Annotated in this window: 12 protein-coding genes; 10 read left to right on the top strand and 2 right to left on the bottom strand. The window is 69.7% G+C overall.

The features are described from left to right. Positions 1–59: 59 nt before the first annotated feature. Complete coding sequence (locus tag ACFWMR_RS15595) at positions 60–1,172, top strand: vWA domain-containing protein (RefSeq protein WP_378378845.1); 1,113 nt, start codon at positions 60–62, stop codon at positions 1,170–1,172. Further along, the gene (locus ACFWMR_RS15590) at positions 1,165–2,277 is read left to right on the top strand and encodes an XdhC family protein (RefSeq protein ID WP_378378844.1); all 1,113 of its coding nucleotides are present in this window, start codon (positions 1,165–1,167) and stop codon (positions 2,275–2,277) included. The genes ACFWMR_RS15595 and ACFWMR_RS15590 overlap by 8 nt, the downstream gene beginning before the upstream one ends. Here the strand turns inward: ACFWMR_RS15590 and ACFWMR_RS15585 are convergent. Next, on the bottom strand, positions 2,255–2,734 hold the full coding sequence (locus ACFWMR_RS15585; protein ID WP_093938204.1) for an Lrp/AsnC family transcriptional regulator: 480 nt from the start codon (positions 2,732–2,734) through the stop codon (positions 2,255–2,257). The two genes, ACFWMR_RS15590 and ACFWMR_RS15585, sit on opposite strands and share 23 nt — an antisense overlap. 70 nt (positions 2,735–2,804) lie before the next feature. Here ACFWMR_RS15585 and ACFWMR_RS15580 point away from each other — a divergent pair, with 70 nt between their 5' ends. The 6 genes from ACFWMR_RS15580 to ACFWMR_RS15555 all read left to right on the top strand — a co-directional run bounded on the left by ACFWMR_RS15580 (position 2,805) and on the right by ACFWMR_RS15555 (position 9,583). Then, positions 2,805–3,743 (top strand): threonine ammonia-lyase, encoded by a 939-nt coding sequence (locus tag ACFWMR_RS15580; RefSeq protein WP_378378843.1) that lies wholly within the window; start codon positions 2,805–2,807, stop codon positions 3,741–3,743. Between the two features lie 264 nt (positions 3,744–4,007). Then, positions 4,008–4,538, top strand: coding sequence for a (2Fe-2S)-binding protein (locus ACFWMR_RS15575; protein WP_037303592.1), 531 nt, complete (start codon positions 4,008–4,010; stop codon positions 4,536–4,538). Then, on the top strand, positions 4,538–6,985 hold the full coding sequence (locus ACFWMR_RS15570; protein ID WP_378378842.1) for a xanthine dehydrogenase family protein molybdopterin-binding subunit: 2,448 nt from the start codon (positions 4,538–4,540) through the stop codon (positions 6,983–6,985). The genes ACFWMR_RS15575 and ACFWMR_RS15570 overlap by 1 nt, the downstream gene beginning before the upstream one ends. Further along, positions 6,982–7,836, top strand: coding sequence for an FAD binding domain-containing protein (locus ACFWMR_RS15565; RefSeq protein ID WP_378378841.1), 855 nt, complete (start codon positions 6,982–6,984; stop codon positions 7,834–7,836). Before ACFWMR_RS15570 ends, ACFWMR_RS15565 begins: the two co-directional genes overlap by 4 nt. Before the next feature lie 19 nt (positions 7,837–7,855). After that, the gene (locus ACFWMR_RS15560) at positions 7,856–8,482 is read left to right on the top strand and encodes an SRPBCC family protein (RefSeq protein ID WP_378378840.1); all 627 of its coding nucleotides are present in this window, start codon (positions 7,856–7,858) and stop codon (positions 8,480–8,482) included. A 42-nt stretch (positions 8,483–8,524) separates the two neighbouring features. Then, positions 8,525–9,583, top strand: coding sequence for an NAD(P)-binding domain-containing protein (locus ACFWMR_RS15555; protein WP_093938209.1), 1,059 nt, complete (start codon positions 8,525–8,527; stop codon positions 9,581–9,583). On the opposite strand, the gene ACFWMR_RS15550 is transcribed toward ACFWMR_RS15555, so the two are convergent. Then, positions 9,552–10,421 (bottom strand): alpha/beta hydrolase, encoded by an 870-nt coding sequence (locus tag ACFWMR_RS15550; RefSeq protein WP_378378839.1) that lies wholly within the window; start codon positions 10,419–10,421, stop codon positions 9,552–9,554. The two genes, ACFWMR_RS15555 and ACFWMR_RS15550, sit on opposite strands and share 32 nt — an antisense overlap. A 353-nt stretch (positions 10,422–10,774) precedes the next feature. On the opposite strand from ACFWMR_RS15550, the gene ACFWMR_RS15545 reads away from it, so the two are divergent. Further along, entirely contained in the window at positions 10,775–14,533 is a 3,759-nt protein-coding gene (locus tag ACFWMR_RS15545) for a non-ribosomal peptide synthetase family protein (RefSeq protein WP_378378838.1), read from the top strand. A 17-nt stretch (positions 14,534–14,550) separates the two neighbouring features. Then, a complete protein-coding gene (locus ACFWMR_RS15540) occupies positions 14,551–15,297 on the top strand; it encodes a maleate cis-trans isomerase family protein (protein ID WP_378378837.1) in 747 nt (248 codons plus the stop codon). The last annotated feature ends 28 nt before the right edge of the window (positions 15,298–15,325 follow it).

The following is a 15,325-nucleotide window of genomic DNA, read 5'->3' as shown; positions in this document are numbered from 1 at the left end:
CTCTGGATGCGGTACTTGCATACGCAACTACCGCATCCAGAGGACGAAACGCGTGCACAATGGGAGAAGTGAGCGATCCACTGGCGGGGTTCGTCGGCTTCGCGGAGGCGTTGCGCGAAGCCGGTTTGCCGTGCGACGCGCACCGAGTCCAGGCGTATCTCGCGGCCGTCGGTGAAGTGGATCTCGCCGATCCCGAGCAGCTGTACTGGGCCGGTCGGCTGACGCTGTGCGCCGACCCCGACGACCTCCCGCGCTACGACGCCGCGTTCGACAGCTGGTTCGCCGAAAAGAAGGCCGGACCACGACGGCGAGGGCAGCAGACGCCCCCGAAGCGCGCGAAGATCGCCTCGCTCGCGCAAGCACCGAGCCGGGGCGAGTCCGGCGCGGAGCCCGACCAGCTCCGCGTGGCGGCGAGCGACGACGAGCTCCTCCGGCACCGTGACCTCGCCGAACTGACCGTCGCCGAACGCGCTCACCTGCGGGAGCTGCTCGCGAAACTGCGCCCGGCCCTGCCGTCGCGGTCGTCGCCGCGCCGCCGCGCGGCCAGGCGGGGCACCCTCGATCCGTCGCGCACGCTCCGGGCGATGCTGGCGGGCGGCGGCGAGCCCGTGCGCCTGGCGTACCGGCGGAAAGGCACCAAACCCCGTCGGCTCGTCCTCCTGATCGACGTCTCCGGCTCGATGGGGCCGTACGCCGACGCCCTGCTGCGGTTCGCGCACGTCGTCGCCCGGCACGCTCCCGGCCGCGTCGAAGTGTTCACCCTGGGTACCCGGCTCACCCGGGTGTCCCGCCAGCTCCGGCTGCGCGATCCCGAGCACGCGATGCTCGCCGCGGCCGCCGCGGTCCCCGATTTCGCGGGCGGGACCCGGCTCGGCGAGACCCTGCGGGCCTTCCTCGACCGCTGGGGCCAGCGCGGCGTGGCCAGGCGATCCGTGGTCACCGTGTTCTCCGACGGCTGGGAACGGGGCGACCCCGGCCTGCTCGGCGAGCAGCTCGCCAGGCTGCGCCGGCTCGCGCACGTCGTATTCTGGGTGAATCCGCACGCGGGGCGGGCAGGTTACGCTCCCGTGCAGTCCGGCATCGTGGCCGCGCTCCCGTACCTCGATCGGCTGCTCGCCGGGCACAGCATGGCCACATTGGAACGACTGCTGGTGGAGATCGCCGATGCGTGACGTACTGGACGAACTGCACCGCCGCTGGGCGGCAGGCGAGACCGTGGGGGTCGGCACGGTGGTGGCGACGTTCTCGTCGGCGCCCCGGAGCCCCGGCGCGGCGATGCTCGTCGCCCCGGACGGCACGGTCACCGGCAGCGTCTCCGGCGGCTGCGTCGAAGGCGCCGTCTACGAACTCGCGCAGCAGGTGGTCGCCGAGCGCGCGCCGGTGCTGCAGCGCTACGGCGTTTCCGACGACGACGCGTTCGCGGTCGGGCTGACCTGCGGCGGGATCATCGACATCTACGTCCAGCACGTCGATCGCGACTCGATGCCGGAGCTGGGCGACGTCGTCGAATCGGTCCACAGTGGACAGCCGGTCGCCGTGGTCACGGTGATCGAACACGAAACCGAAGGCCTGGTCGGCGAGCATCTGATCGTCTGGCCGGACCGGGTCGCCGGTTCGCTCGGTTCGTCCCGGATGGACGACGCCGTCGTCGACGACGCGCGCGGAATGCTCGTCGGCGGCCGCACCGGCACGCTCCACTACGGACCGGACGGGCAGCGCCGCGGCGAGGGCATGACGGTCTTCGTCAACTCCTTCGAGCCGCCCGCGCGCCTGCTGGTCTTCGGCGCGATCGACTTCGCGGCCGCGATGGCGAAAATGGGCGCGTACCTCGGCTACCAGGTGACGGTCTGCGACGCGCGGCCCGTGTTCGCGACGAAGAGCCGCTTCCCGGACGCGCACGAAGTCGTCGTCGACTGGCCGCACCGCTATCTCAGGGCCGAAGCCGACGCGGGCCGCGTCGAGGGCCGGACCGCGATCGCCGTGCTCACCCACGATCCGAAGTTCGACGTGCCGCTGCTGGAGGTCGCGTTGCGGCTCGACGTCGGCTACGTCGGCGCGATGGGCTCGCGCAAGACCCACGACGACCGGTTCGCGCGGCTGCGCGAGGCCGGGGTCACCGAGGCGGAACTCGAACGGCTGTCCTCGCCGATCGGCCTCGATCTCGGCGCGCGGACCCCCGAGGAGACCGCGGTGTCGATCGCGGCGGAGATCATCGCGCTGCGGTGGAGCGGTTCGGGCTCGCGGCTGGCCGGACTCACCGGCCGGATCCACGGCTGACGCCCGGCACCGGGACGGCCTGGCTGGACTTGACCACCTCGAAGGCGGGCAGGGTCTCGAACCGTTTGACACGCTCGTCGAACAGCTTCCTGGCCAGGTACCGGCTCGTCTTGAGATCCGAGGTGAGCAGGACGACGACGTAGTCCCACTGCCCGACGATGCTGTAGCAGTGCTGGACGCGGGGTTCGGCCAGCATGCGTTCGCGGAACGCCTTGTGGCTCTTCTCGTCGTCGTCGGTCAGCGCGACCAGGATGACCGACGACATCCCGGCGCCCAATGCCTCCGGATCGAGCACGGCTACCTGCGCGCGGATCACGCCCGCGGCGCGCAGCCGGGTCAACCGCCGCTGGACCGCGCTCGGGGAGAGACCGACGGCGTCACCCAGATCGTGCAGCGGACGGGCCGCGTCGGCTTGGACGAGGTCGAGCAGCAGGTGGTCGATCTCGTCCAAGGTCACGCAAGAATATTGCACGCGAGTGGGAAAATTTACAATCGGCGTGATCGACTTCCGCTCTAGCTTGGGTGCCATGACCGAAATCGACCTGCAGCTGGACCACGTCGCCGAGGCGGCGAAGGTGATCGATCCCGTCTTCCTGGACTCCCCGCAATATGAGGACGGACAGCTGAACGAACGGCTCGGACGGCGCGTCCTGATGAAGGTCGAGACGCTGAATCCGTTGCGGAGTTTCAAAGGCCGTGGCGCGGACTACTTCGCCGCCGGGCTGGAGCCGGGCACCACGATGGTGTGCGGGACCAGCGGCAACTTCGGGCAGGCCGTCGCGTTCGCCGCCCGGAAGCACGGTCTGCGGGCCGAAGTGTTCGTCCCCGCCACCGTCTCCCCGGTCAAACTGCGGCGGATCAAGGCGCTGGGCGCGCGGGTGCGCCGGGTCGACGGCGAGGCGAAGGACGCCGCGGCCGCGTTCGCCGCCGAAGCCCCGGACCGCGTCTTCGTGGTCGACGGCCGGGAGCCCGCGATCTCCGAGGGGGCGGGCACGATCGGCCTGGAACTGGCGCGGGAGAGCGGGATCGACACGGTCGTGCTCCCGGTCGGCGACGGCGCGCTGATCGCCGGTGTCGCGCTCTGGCTCAAGGCGCACACGCCGGACGTCCGGATCGTCGGCGTCGGGGTCGAGTCGGCGCAGGCGATGGCGAAGAGCTGGCGGGCGGGCGAACCGATCGCCGTCGCCCGGACCGGCACGTTCGCCGCCGGCATCACGATCAGCTCCCCGGAGCCGGAGTCCGTGCGGCGGCTGCGGTCGCTGGTCGACGACTTCGTGCTGGTCGGCGACGACGATCTCCGCGCGGCCATGCGGCTGGGCGCGGAAACCCTCGGCGTGCTCCCGGAGCCCGCGGGCGCCGCCGGGCTGGCCGCGCTGACCGTGCACGACCTCCCGGGGGATCGGGTCGCCACCGTCATCACGGGCGCGAACGCCGAGTTGCCTCGTGAGTGGCAAGGACGGTTCTAACCGTCCTTGCCACTCACGAGCAGTACCGAATGGACACTCGCGCTTTCTCCGCATCTGCGCCCTTTCTCCTTTCCTGGTAACGCATCTGCGGACCAAGGCCTGAGTCACCCCCTGTCGGGGGTTGTCCCCGCCGATCAGAAGTAGCACGCTCGGCTGTGAGTCCGATCACGGTCGCTCCGGGGTCGGTCCGTGACAACCGCTATGACCGGCCGCTCCCGAACGACCCCGGACCAGCGCGGGGTTTCTCTTGCTTTTGGAGGCCTGATGCGCATCACCGTCACCGTCGACGGCACCAGCTACACAGACGACGTCGAACCCCGGACGCTGCTCGTGCACCATCTGCGCGAGCGGGTCGGGAAGGTAGGCACCGTGGTCGGTTGCGACACCAGCAACTGCGGGGCCTGCACCGTCCACCTCGACGGGCACAGCGTGAAATCCTGTTCGGTCCTCGCGGTCCAGGCCGACGGCTGCGAGGTCACCACGATCGAGGGACTGGCCCGCGACGGCGAACTGCATCCGGTGCAGAAGGCCTTCCACGAGAATCACGCCCTCCAGTGCGGGTTCTGCACCCCCGGCATGATCATGCAGTCGATCGACCTGCTCGCCGACAACCCCGATCCCGACGAAAAAGCCGTCCGGGAAGGACTCGAAGGGAACCTGTGCCGCTGCACGGGCTACCAGAACATCGTCCGCGCGGTGCGCGACGCCGCCCATCAGATGCGGCCCGGCGCCGGTCCCGAAGCCGAGCGGCTCGCCTCGGACACCGCCTCCCGTGTCGGCGCGGGTGGTGAGTGATGACCTCCACGATCGAACCGGAGGTCGGGAAGGCCCGCCGCCGCAAGGAGGACGAGCGCCTCATCACCGGCCGGACCCGCTGGACCGACAACCTCACCCTCCCCGGCATGCTGCACCTCGCGGTGCTCCGCAGCCCGTTCGCGCACGCCAAGATCGTCTCGATCGACGTCACCGAGGCGAAGTCCGCCCCGGGTGTCGTCGCCGTGTTCACCGGGAAGGACCTCGACCCGGAAAGCGCCATCGGCATGCCGTGCGCGTGGCCGATCACCCCGGACATGAAATCTCCGCGCAGGCCCATCCTCGCGTCGGACACGGTGAACTTCGCCGGTGAGGGCGTCGCGGTGGTCGTCGCCCGGACGTCGGCCGAAGCGCATGACGCGCTCGAAGCGATCGACGTCGACTACGACGAACTGCCGGTCGTCCTCGGGCTGGAGAACGCGCTCGCCGAGGGCGCGCCGCTGGTGCACGAGGAACTCGGCACCAACCAGAACGCGGTCTGGGTCTTCGATTCCGCCGACGCGGGAACGGGTTCCAGCGTCGAAGACGCGATCTCGACCGCGGAGAAGTCGGGGATCGTGCTCAAGCGCCGGTTCCGCCAGCAACGGCTGGTGCCGGCGTTCATGGAGCCGCGGGCGTGCGTCGTCGACCCGACCGGCAGCCAGCTGGTCATGTGGTCGGCCACCCAGGTCCCGCACATCCTCAAGACGATGACCGCGGCCACGCTCGGCCTGCCCGAGCACAAGGTGCGGGTGATCGCGCCGGACGTCGGCGGCGGCTTCGGCGGCAAGATCGCCGTGCTGCCCGAAGAGATGATGTCGACGCTGATCGCGCAGCGGCTCGGCAAACCGGTCAAGTGGACCGAGTCCCGTTCGGAGACGATGGTCGCCGCGCACCACGGCCGCGACCAGATCCAGGACCTCACCATCACCGCGAACCGCGACGGCACGGTGACCGGCCTCAAGGTCGAACTGCTCGCCGACATGGGCGCGTACCTCGGCCTCGTCGGCCCCGGGGTGCCGATCCTGGGCGCGTTCATGTTCAACGCGATCTACAAGTTCCCGGCGTACCACTTCGCCTGCACCAACGTGTTCACCAACACCACGCTCACCGACGCCTATCGCGGCGCCGGGCGGCCGGAGGCCACGTTCGGGATCGAGCGGATCATGGACGAGCTCGCCGTCGAACTCGGCATGGACCCGATGGAGCTCCGCGAGAAGAACTGGATCAAGCACGAGGAGTTCCCGTTCACCACGGTCGCCGGGCTGACCTACGACTCCGGCAACTACGAAGCCGCGACCCAGAAGGCGAAGGAACTCTTCGACTACGACGGTCTTCGCCGCGAACAAAAGGAGCGGCGCGATTCGGGTGACCCGGTGCAGCTCGGCATCGGCATCTCGACGTTCACCGAGATGTGCGGGCTCGCGCCGTCGCGGGTGCTCGGTTCGCTGGACTACGCGGCGGGCGGCTGGGAGCACGCGGAGATCCGGGTGCTGCCCACCGGCAAGATCGAGGTGATCACCGGTGCCTCCGCGCACGGCCAGGGTCACGAGACGGCGTGGAGCCAGATCGTCGCCGACAAACTCGGTGTCCCGTTCGAGGACATCGAGGTCATCCACGGCGACACCCAGTCCTCGCACAAGGGCATGGACACCTACGGCTCCCGGTCGCTGGTGGTCGGCGGGATCGCGGTGGTCAAGGCGGCGGACAAGGTGCTCGCCAAGGCCAAGCCGATCGCGGCGCATCTGATGGAGTGCTCCGAGGACGACCTCGAATTCGAAGCGGGCAAGTTCTCGGTCAAGGGCACGGATTCCTCGACGTCCATCCAGGACATCGCGTGGGCCGTGTTCTCGGCGCACAACCTGCCGGACGGCGTCGAACCGTCGCTGGATTCGGCGGACACGTTCGATCCGGAGAACTTCTCCTTCCCGCACGGCACGCATCTGTGCGCGGCCGAGGTCGACACCGAGACCGGGCGTGTGCGGTTGCGCTCCTACGTCTGCGTCGACGACGTCGGCGTGGTCGTCAACCCGCTGATCGTCGAAGGCCAGGTGCACGGCGGGCTCGCGCAGGGCATCGCGCAGGCGTTGTTCGAAGAGGCCGTCCACGACGAAGGCGGGACGCTGACCACCGGCACGTTCGCCGACTACCTCCTGCCGTCGGCGGCGGATCTGCCCAGCTTCACCACCGACCGCACCGAGACACCGTCGACCACGAACCCCTTGGGCGCCAAGGGAGTCGGCGAGGCGGGCACGATCGCCTCGACCCCGGCGGTGGTCAACGCCGTCGTCGACGCCGTCCGGCACTTCGGGGTGAACGACATCGAAATGCCGTTGACCCCGATGCGGGTCTGGCACGCCGTCAAGCACGGGTCGTCCGCCGCGGGCGGGCTGGGCTCGGAAGCAGGCGGCGGTCTCGGTTCGATCGACGCCACCGGAGGTGCCCAGTGATCCCGGCCCCGTTCGACTACGTCGCTCCGTCCACAGTGGACGAAGCGATCGCCGCGCTCGCCGAAGCGGGCGAGGACGCCAAGGTGCTGGCGGGCGGGCAAAGCCTGCTGCCGGTGCTGCGGATGCGGCTCGCCACGCCGACCACGCTGGTCGACCTCGGGAAGGTCGGCGAGCTGCGCGGCGTCCGTGAAGACGGCGACGCGCTGGTCATCGGCTCGATGACCACGCACTACGACGTCCAGCGGGACACGCTGATCGCCGAGCACGCCGCGCTGCTCAAGGCCGCCACCGACACGGTCGCCGATCCGCAGATCCGCCATCGCGGCACGTTCGGTGGCGCCATCGCGCACGCCGATCCCGCCGGTGACCTGCTGGCTCCCGTGCTCGCGCTCGGCTGCGAACTCGTCGTCGCCGGGCCGGGCGGGCGGCGGACGGTCGCCGCGGCGGACTTCTTCCAGGACATGTTCACCACCGCGCTCGCCGCGGACGAGCTCCTGGTCGAGGTCCGCGTGCCGAAGCACACCGGCTGGCGGGCCCACTACGAGAAGTTCAACCGCGTCGCGCAGGCGTGGTCGATGGTCGCGGTCGCGGCCTGCGTCCGCACCGAAGCGGGCACCATCGAGGAGGCGCGGGTCGCGCTCACCAACATGGGCTCGACACCGGTGCGGGCGGCCGGGGTCGAGGCGGCGCTGGTCGGCTGCGCGGCCACCGCCGAAGCGATCCGCGGGGCCGCGGAACACGCGGCCGAGGGCACGAATCCGACGGCCGACGGCAACTCCGATGTCGAATACCGGCAGCACCTCGCGCGGGTGCTGACCGGCCGGGCGGTCCTCGCCGCGGCAGGGGCCTAGAGAGAAGGGAGGTCGGCCCGTGCGGCTCGACCACGAATTCACCGTTCCCGCCCCGGTCGACGAGGTCTGGAAGGCCGTCGTCGACCCGGAACGGGTGGCGCCGTGCATGCCGGGCGCCACCATCACCGAGGTCGACGGGGACGCCTTCAAAGGCACGGTGAAGGTCAAGCTCGGGCCGATCTCCCTGCTCTACAAGGGCGCCGGCCATTTCGTCGAGAAGGACGCCGAGGCGAAGAAGGTGGTGATCAAGGCATCCGGCAAGGACGCCAGGGGCGCGGGTACGGCGTCGGCGACGGTGACGCTCACCCTGTCCGAGAGGGACGGCGTCACCCATGGCGCCGTCGCCACGGAACTGGCGGTCACCGGCAAGCCCGCGCAGTTCGGTCGCGGGATGATCTCCGAGGTCGGCGGCAAGATCCTCGACTCGTTCGCGGACTGCCTGTCCGGCAAGCTCGCCACCACGCCCGAACCCGAGGAACGCCCGCCGTTGAAAGCGGTGCAGCCGGTGGCGGAAGGCGAGGCCATCGACTTGATGGAGTACGCGGGCGAGTCCGTGGTCAAACGGGTCGCGCCGGTGCTGGTGGTCCTCGCCGGGGCGCTCCTGATCGTGGCGATCGTGCGGGCTGTGACGCAGCGGACACAGTGACAGAGAAGGAAATAGAGAGTTCCGCCAGCCGTTGAACCCGGTATGAAGGCGGATCACGAAGTCGACGTGGCGGTGATCGGGGCGGGCCAGGCCGGTCTGTCGGCGGCGTATCACCTGCGCCGCGCGGGATTCGCCAACGAGGCGGGTTTCGTCGTGCTCGACCACGGCAAACGGCCCGGTGGCGCGTGGCAGTACCGCTGGCCTTCGCTGGTCGTGGAGAAGGTCCACGGCATCTACGACCTCCCCGGGATGGCCTTCGGCACCCCGGATCCGAAGCTGCCGGCCGCCGACGTCGTCTCCGAGTACTTCGGCCGTTTCGAGCGCACTTACGACCTCCCGGTCCACCGCCCCGTCGACGTCCTGTCGGTGAGCGCCGAGGGCGATCGGCTCGTCGTGGCGAGCGCCGCGGAGACCTGGGCCGCTCGCGCGGTGATCAGCGCGACCGGCACCTGGGACCGGCCGTTCTGGCCGTACTACCCGGGGCAGGAGACCTTCCGCGGCCGCCAGCTGCACACCGCCGACTACACCGGCGTCGGCGACTTCCGCGGCAAACGCGTGGTCGTGGTCGGCGGTGGTGCGTCGGCCGTGCAGCTGCTGCTGGAGATCGCGCCCTTCGCGCGCTCGACGCGCTGGGTGACCCGGCGCCCGCCGGTCTGGCGCGAAGAGCCGTTCAGCGAGGACTGGGGCCGTGAGGCCGTCGCCAAGGTCGACAGGCGGGTCCGGGAAGGCCTGCCGCCGAAAAGCGTCGTCAGCGTGACCGACCTGGCGGTGACACCCGAGGTGCGGGCGGGGCTCGACGCGGGAATCCTCGACCGCCACCCGATGTTCGAGCGGCTCACCCCGGACGGCGTGCGATGGGCGGACGGCACCTCCGAACCCGCCGACATCATCCTGTGGGCCACCGGTTTCCGCGCCGCCATCGACCATCTCGCGCCGCTGCGCCTGCGCGCGTCCGGTGGCGGTATCCGGATGGACGGCACCCGCGTCGTCGCCGAACCGCGACTGCACCTAGTCGGCTACGGCCCGTCCGCCAGCACCGTCGGCGCGAACCGGGCGGGCCGCGCCGCCGTCACCGAGATCCGGCGCCTGCTCCGACGCTGACGTCGTCGAGGATCCCGGCCAGCTCGGCGGGTTTCCTCCGGAAGAACCCGGCGTGACTGCTTTCGAGTTCGCGGACGTCGAACGGGTTGTCCGGGGTGAGCGCGTCGCCCTCCGCGATGTAGAGCTCCTGTGCGGCGAGCGGCATCGAACGGTCCTCGGTCAGTTTGACGAAGGTGTGCGGAATCCGCCCCCAGGAGTCCTTGTCGGCACGGATGTCCCATGCGGTGTCGCCCAGCCAGAACACCTCGTCCGGCTGGCTCGTGACGACGACCGCGAGGAACTCCTCTTCGGTGAGTTCACCGGCGATGGCGTCCCGGAGCGCGATTCGTCGCGCCCGGTCGGCGCCACGCCAGTTGGTGCGGATGAAGCCCTGGCGCGCCGGGTCCCCGACCATGAGCGGCGCCATGGCGCCGAACACGTCCGCCGACGACCATTCGGGCAAGCTCGGGTACTCCCACGGGGCGCGTTCGACCGGGCACTGGCCGGCGACGTAGACGACCCGGTCGATCAGTTCGGGGATCGCGTTGGCGGCGGCGGTGACCGGAAGCCCGCCGAAGCTGTGCGCGACCAGGACGACCGGGCCGTGACGACGGACCCGGTGGACGGCGTCGACGACCTCCCCGGTGAAGTCGTCCGCGGTCGAGCCGATCGCGGCCGACGGTTCGGCCGCGAAGGTTTCGAGGTCCTGTTCGTAGTAGGCCTGGGTGAACCCGGCGCCCCGGCCGGGGAGGTCGAGCGCGAGCGTCCGATGCCCGCGTGCCGCCATCTCCCGCTGGGTGGCCGACCAGGCGTGTGCCGAGCTTCCCGAACCGTGCACGAAGACGAAAGTGGGAATCATGCCTTCGAGTGTGACGGATACGGGCGGGTGGGGAGAGAACCTCGGCCCCAAAGGGAAGAAAAGAATGATCGGCGGGGCGTACGCCGCGGTTCGTTTCGATTATTGGCCCACGAGAAACGAATTTCCGCCCCGTGAATACGGTTCTCCCGTTTGTCAAGGAAATTCCAGTCGGGGAACTTTCGGGCTGTTCTCGTTCCGGCCGGTATCTCGGGCCGCCCCGGGCCACTCCTGTGCTTCGTGGTTCACCAGCAGCGCGTCGGCACGGCGCGCGTCCACGGAATACGTAATGGGGGATGGCTTTGCCAGGGGAAAAGATCATGACGTCCGCCGGGAACGGCACATCGCTTCATCGTGTGCGTTCCAGTACCCGCCTTCCGGATCTGCTCGGGCACTGGGCGAGGACGCGGCCGGAGGCGGTCGCCGTCGTCGACGGTGACCGCGAATTGACCTTTCGAGAACTCGAAGAAGCGAGTGCGGATCTCGCCGCGCATCTTTCCGGCCAGGGGATCGGCACGGACGATCTCGTCGGCCTGCACGTCGAGCCTTCCGCGGATCTGATGGTCGGCGCGTGGGGAATCCTCACGGCCGGCGCCGCCTATCTGCCGTTGTCCCCGGAATATCCGGAAGACCGGCTGCGGTACATGCTCGAAGACAGCGGCGCGGGAGTCGTCGTCACTCAGCCGCATCTCGCCGGGCGGCTCGCCGGACTGGTGCCGGCCGGGACCCGGATCGTGTCCCTGGCCGACGTCGGCGATCCGGCCGGTGAAGTCGCGCGCGGTTCCCGGCCGGACTCGCTCGCCTACGTCATCTACACCTCCGGCAGTACCGGCAAGCCGAAGGGCGTGATGATCGAGCAGCACAGCGTCGTCTCGCAGATGCGCTGGCTGCAAGCCTGCGGTCACCTGGACGCGGGTGTCACGGTGCTGCAGAAGACGCCGATGAGTTTCGACGCCGCGCAATGGGAGATCCTGGCGCCCGCCGCGGGCGCCCGCGTGGTGATGAGCGCGCCGGGGAGTTTCCGCGATCCCGAAGTCCTGATCGACACCGTGATCGAGCACGAAGTCACCACCCTGCAGTGCGTCCCGACGCTGCTGCAAGCGCTGCTCGACACGGAACGCTTCGGGGACTGCGTCTCGTTGCGGAAACTGTTCTCCGGCGGTGAGGCGCTCTCGCGTCAGCTGGCCGGGGAGCTCGCCCGCGCGCTGCCGTCGGCGCGGCTGGTCAACCTGTACGGGCCGACCGAATGCACGATCAACGCGACCGCCCACGTCGTCGACCCGGACACGATCGGCGAGAGCGCCGGGACGGTCTCGATCGGCGTGCCGGTCGACAACACCCAGTGCTTCGTGCTCGACGCCGAACTCGCCCCGGTCGACATCGAGGAGACGGGCGAGCTGTACATCGGCGGTGTCCAGCTGGCCCGCGGTTACCTGAACCGGCCGGAGCAGACGAGCGAGAAGTTCGTGCCGAACCCGTTCGTGCCGACCGAACGGTTGTACCGCACCGGAGACCTCGCCTACTGGAACCCGGACGGCACGCTCCAGTTCGTCGGCCGCGCCGACAACCAGGTCAAACTGCGCGGTTACCGGGTCGAGCTGGACGAGATCGCGGTGGCGATCGAGGAACACACGTGGGTGCGCCGCGCGGCGGCGGTGGTGACCGACGACGCGCGGACCGGCTCGAAGTCGCTCGTCGCGTGCGTGGAGCTGAACCCACGCGAAGCCGCGGTGATGGATCAGGGCAACCACGGCGGGCACCACCAGTCGAAGGCCAGCAAGCTCCAGGTCAAGGCGCAGCTGTCCGACCCGGGTGTGCGCGACGACCTCGACGGCCGCCCGGTCGTCGCGCTGGAGGGCAAGCGGGAAACCGCCCGGCAGCGGCGGGAAGTCTTCGCGCGCAAGACCTATCGTCACTACGAGGGCGGCGCGGTCACCCGCGATGAGCTCGTCGAGCTGCTCACACCGCGTCCGGCCGGCACGTATTCCCGCGAACCCGGCGAGCTCGCGTTCGCCGAACTGGGCGAACTGCTGCGCTGGTTCGGCGGGTTCCGCAGCGAGGAGCGGCTGCTGCCGAAGTACTCCTACGCGTCGCCGGGCGCGTTGTACGCGACGCAGTTGTACCTGGAGACCAGTGGTCTCGACGGCCTCGCCGCCGGGATCTACTACTACCACCCGATCGACCACGCCCTGGTCCTGATCGGCGCGAACACGGGAACCGGGCATTCGGTGCACTTCATCGGCCGCACCGGGGCCATCGAACCGGTCTACAAGAACAACATCCGCGAGGTCCTCGAATTCGAGGCCGGTCACATGGTCGGTGTGTTCGAGGACATCCTGCCCGGTTACGGCCTCACGATCAGTCCTTCGGCGTACGACCCCGCGGTGGCCGTGCGAGCCGGTGCCGCCGCCGACGACCACTATCTCGGCACGTTCTCCTTGCACGCCGACGACGGCGAGCCGCGCCGGGACGACGTCGAACTGTTCGTGCAGGCGCATCCGGAGCAGGTCGAGGGCCTGCCCGCCGGCACCTATCGCTGGCGGAACGGCGATTTCGACCTCGTCTCCGGCAAACTGATCGAGCCGAAACACGTGATCGCGATCAATCAGCGGGTGTACGGCCGCGCGGCCTTCGGCGTCACCGCGGTCAGCCGTGCCGCCGACGAGTGGCTCGAGTACATCGGGCTCGGCACGAAGCTGCATCACTTGCAGCGCAACGGCCTGGGGTTCGGCTTCATGTCCTCGGGCTACAGCTCCAAGAGCGGCAACCCGTTGCCCGCCGCCCGGCGGATCGACGACATCCTCGCCGGGCAGGGGATCGCGCCCGGGTCGTCGTACTTCTTCGTCGGCGGCAAGGTGAGCCCGGAACAGGCGAGCAGCGAGGGAATGCGCGAAGACGCCGTGCACATGAAGGGGCCGGCGGAGATCATCCGCGACGAACTCGCGACCACCCTGCCGGACTACATGATCCCCAACCGGGTGCTGGTGCTGGACGAGTTGCCGTTGACCGCCAACGGAAAGGTCGACGCGAACGCGCTGGCGCGGGCCGACGCCGTCCGCTCCACGGACGGCGCGCCGTACGTCGCGCCGTCGACGGGCCACGAGCGGTGGCTGGCCGGGGTGTGGGGCAAGGCGCTGAAGTACGACGACGTCTCGACGCTGGACGACTTCTTCGCCGCCGGCGGGAACTCGCTGACCGCGGTCTCCCTGGTGAACCGGATCAACCGCGAGTACGGCACCCGGCTGCCGTTGCAGGTCGTCTTCGAGTGCCCGAAGCTGGCCGACCTGGCCGCCCGCATCGGCGAGGACACCGCCCGGCCCTCCTCGCGGCTGGTCCCGTTGGCGACCGGTGGCGGCGATCCGGTGTTCTGCTGGCCCGGACTCGGCGGCTATCCGATGAATTTGCGGCTGCTGGCCACGGAAAGCGGTCTGAGGCGGCCGTTCTACGGAGTGCAGGCCCACGGGATCAACGCGGAGGAGACGCCGTACGGCACCGTCGAGGAGATGGCGAAGGCCGACGTCGCCGAGATCCTGCGTGTCCAGCCGGAGGGCCCGTACACGCTGTGGGGCTATTCGTTCGGCGCGCGGGTCGCGTTCGAAACGGCGTGGCAGCTGGAGCGGCAGGGGCGGCGGGTGGCCGACCTGCTGCTGATCTGCCCGGGAAACCCCGAGGTCGAGGGCGGCGGGGAGCGGGTGGCGAGCTACACGAACCCGGCGTACCTGACGATCCTGCTGTCGGTCTTCCTCGGGTCGATCTCCGGGCCGGAAACCGTGGCCTGCCACGAGACCGTTCGCGACGAGGACGGATTCGTGGCCTTCGTGGCGGAGCTGCTGCCCGCCCTCGGCGAACAACTCGTCCGGCGCATCGTCCGGATCGTCGAGGAGACCTACGAGTTCGACTACACCTTCCGTGAACTCGCCCGGCGGCGGATCGCGGCGCGGGTCACCCTGTTCAAGGCCGCGGGCGACGACTACTCGTTCGTCGAGAACAGCTCCGGGTACTCGGCAACGCCGCCGGAGGTGGTCACGCTCGAAGGCGATCACTACAGCGTCCTCAAGGAGAACGGGGTCGCCGAACTGGTGTCGGCGATCCGCGCCCGGCTCGAATCCTTCTGAGCTAAGGAGATCCAGTTGTGCCCGACTCCCTCGGTCCCCGCCTCAAGGTCGGCGTCGTCGTCCCGTCCACCAACACCTCGGCCCAGCCGGAGCTGGACGCGCTGCGCCCCGACGGCGTCACCAACCACACCGGCCGGATGGTCATCGACGACGATCCGATGGTCGACGAGCCCGGTTTCGACCACGTCATGCACAGCATCCGGCTGTCGACACATCCGGCCATCCGCAGTGTCACCGGCTGCGGGCCAGACTGCGTGATCGTCGGCGTGTCACCGGAAAGCTATTGGGAGGGAACGGATTCCCACGGCCGCGTGCTCGACTCGATGCGCGCGGCCGCGGGCGGCCTGCCGGTGACGATGAGCCCGGACGCGATCAACGCCGCGCTCGCGGCGCACGACGCCCGCCGGATCGCGGTCATCACGCCGTATCTGCCGGTCGGCGACGATTCGGTGAGCAGGTTCTTCGCCGACAGCGGATACGACCTGCTGAACCTCCATGGCCTCGGCATGGCGAGCCCGGCCAGGATCTCCCACGTCTCCGAGGCCGAACTCAGGGACGCGGTCAAGGAGATCGACAGCGCCGACGTCGAGGCCATCGTCCAGGTCGGCACCAACGTCGCCATGGCGCGGGTCGCGGCGGCCGCCGAGTTCTGGCTCGGCAAACCGGTGATCTCGAACAACGTCGTCCTGTACTGGCACGCCCTGCGCCGGAACGGTGTCACCGACCGGGTGCGCGGCTTCGGCTCCCTGCTGGCCGAGCATTGACCGCCGGTATTTGACTGATCGTTACAGA

The sequence above is a fragment of the Amycolatopsis thailandensis genome (assembly GCF_042723255.1).
Classification (GTDB): Bacteria; Actinomycetota; Actinomycetes; order Mycobacteriales; family Pseudonocardiaceae; genus Amycolatopsis; species Amycolatopsis thailandensis.
Note: the sequence above shows the minus strand (reverse complement) of the source record. Positions and strands in the feature narration are given on the sequence as shown.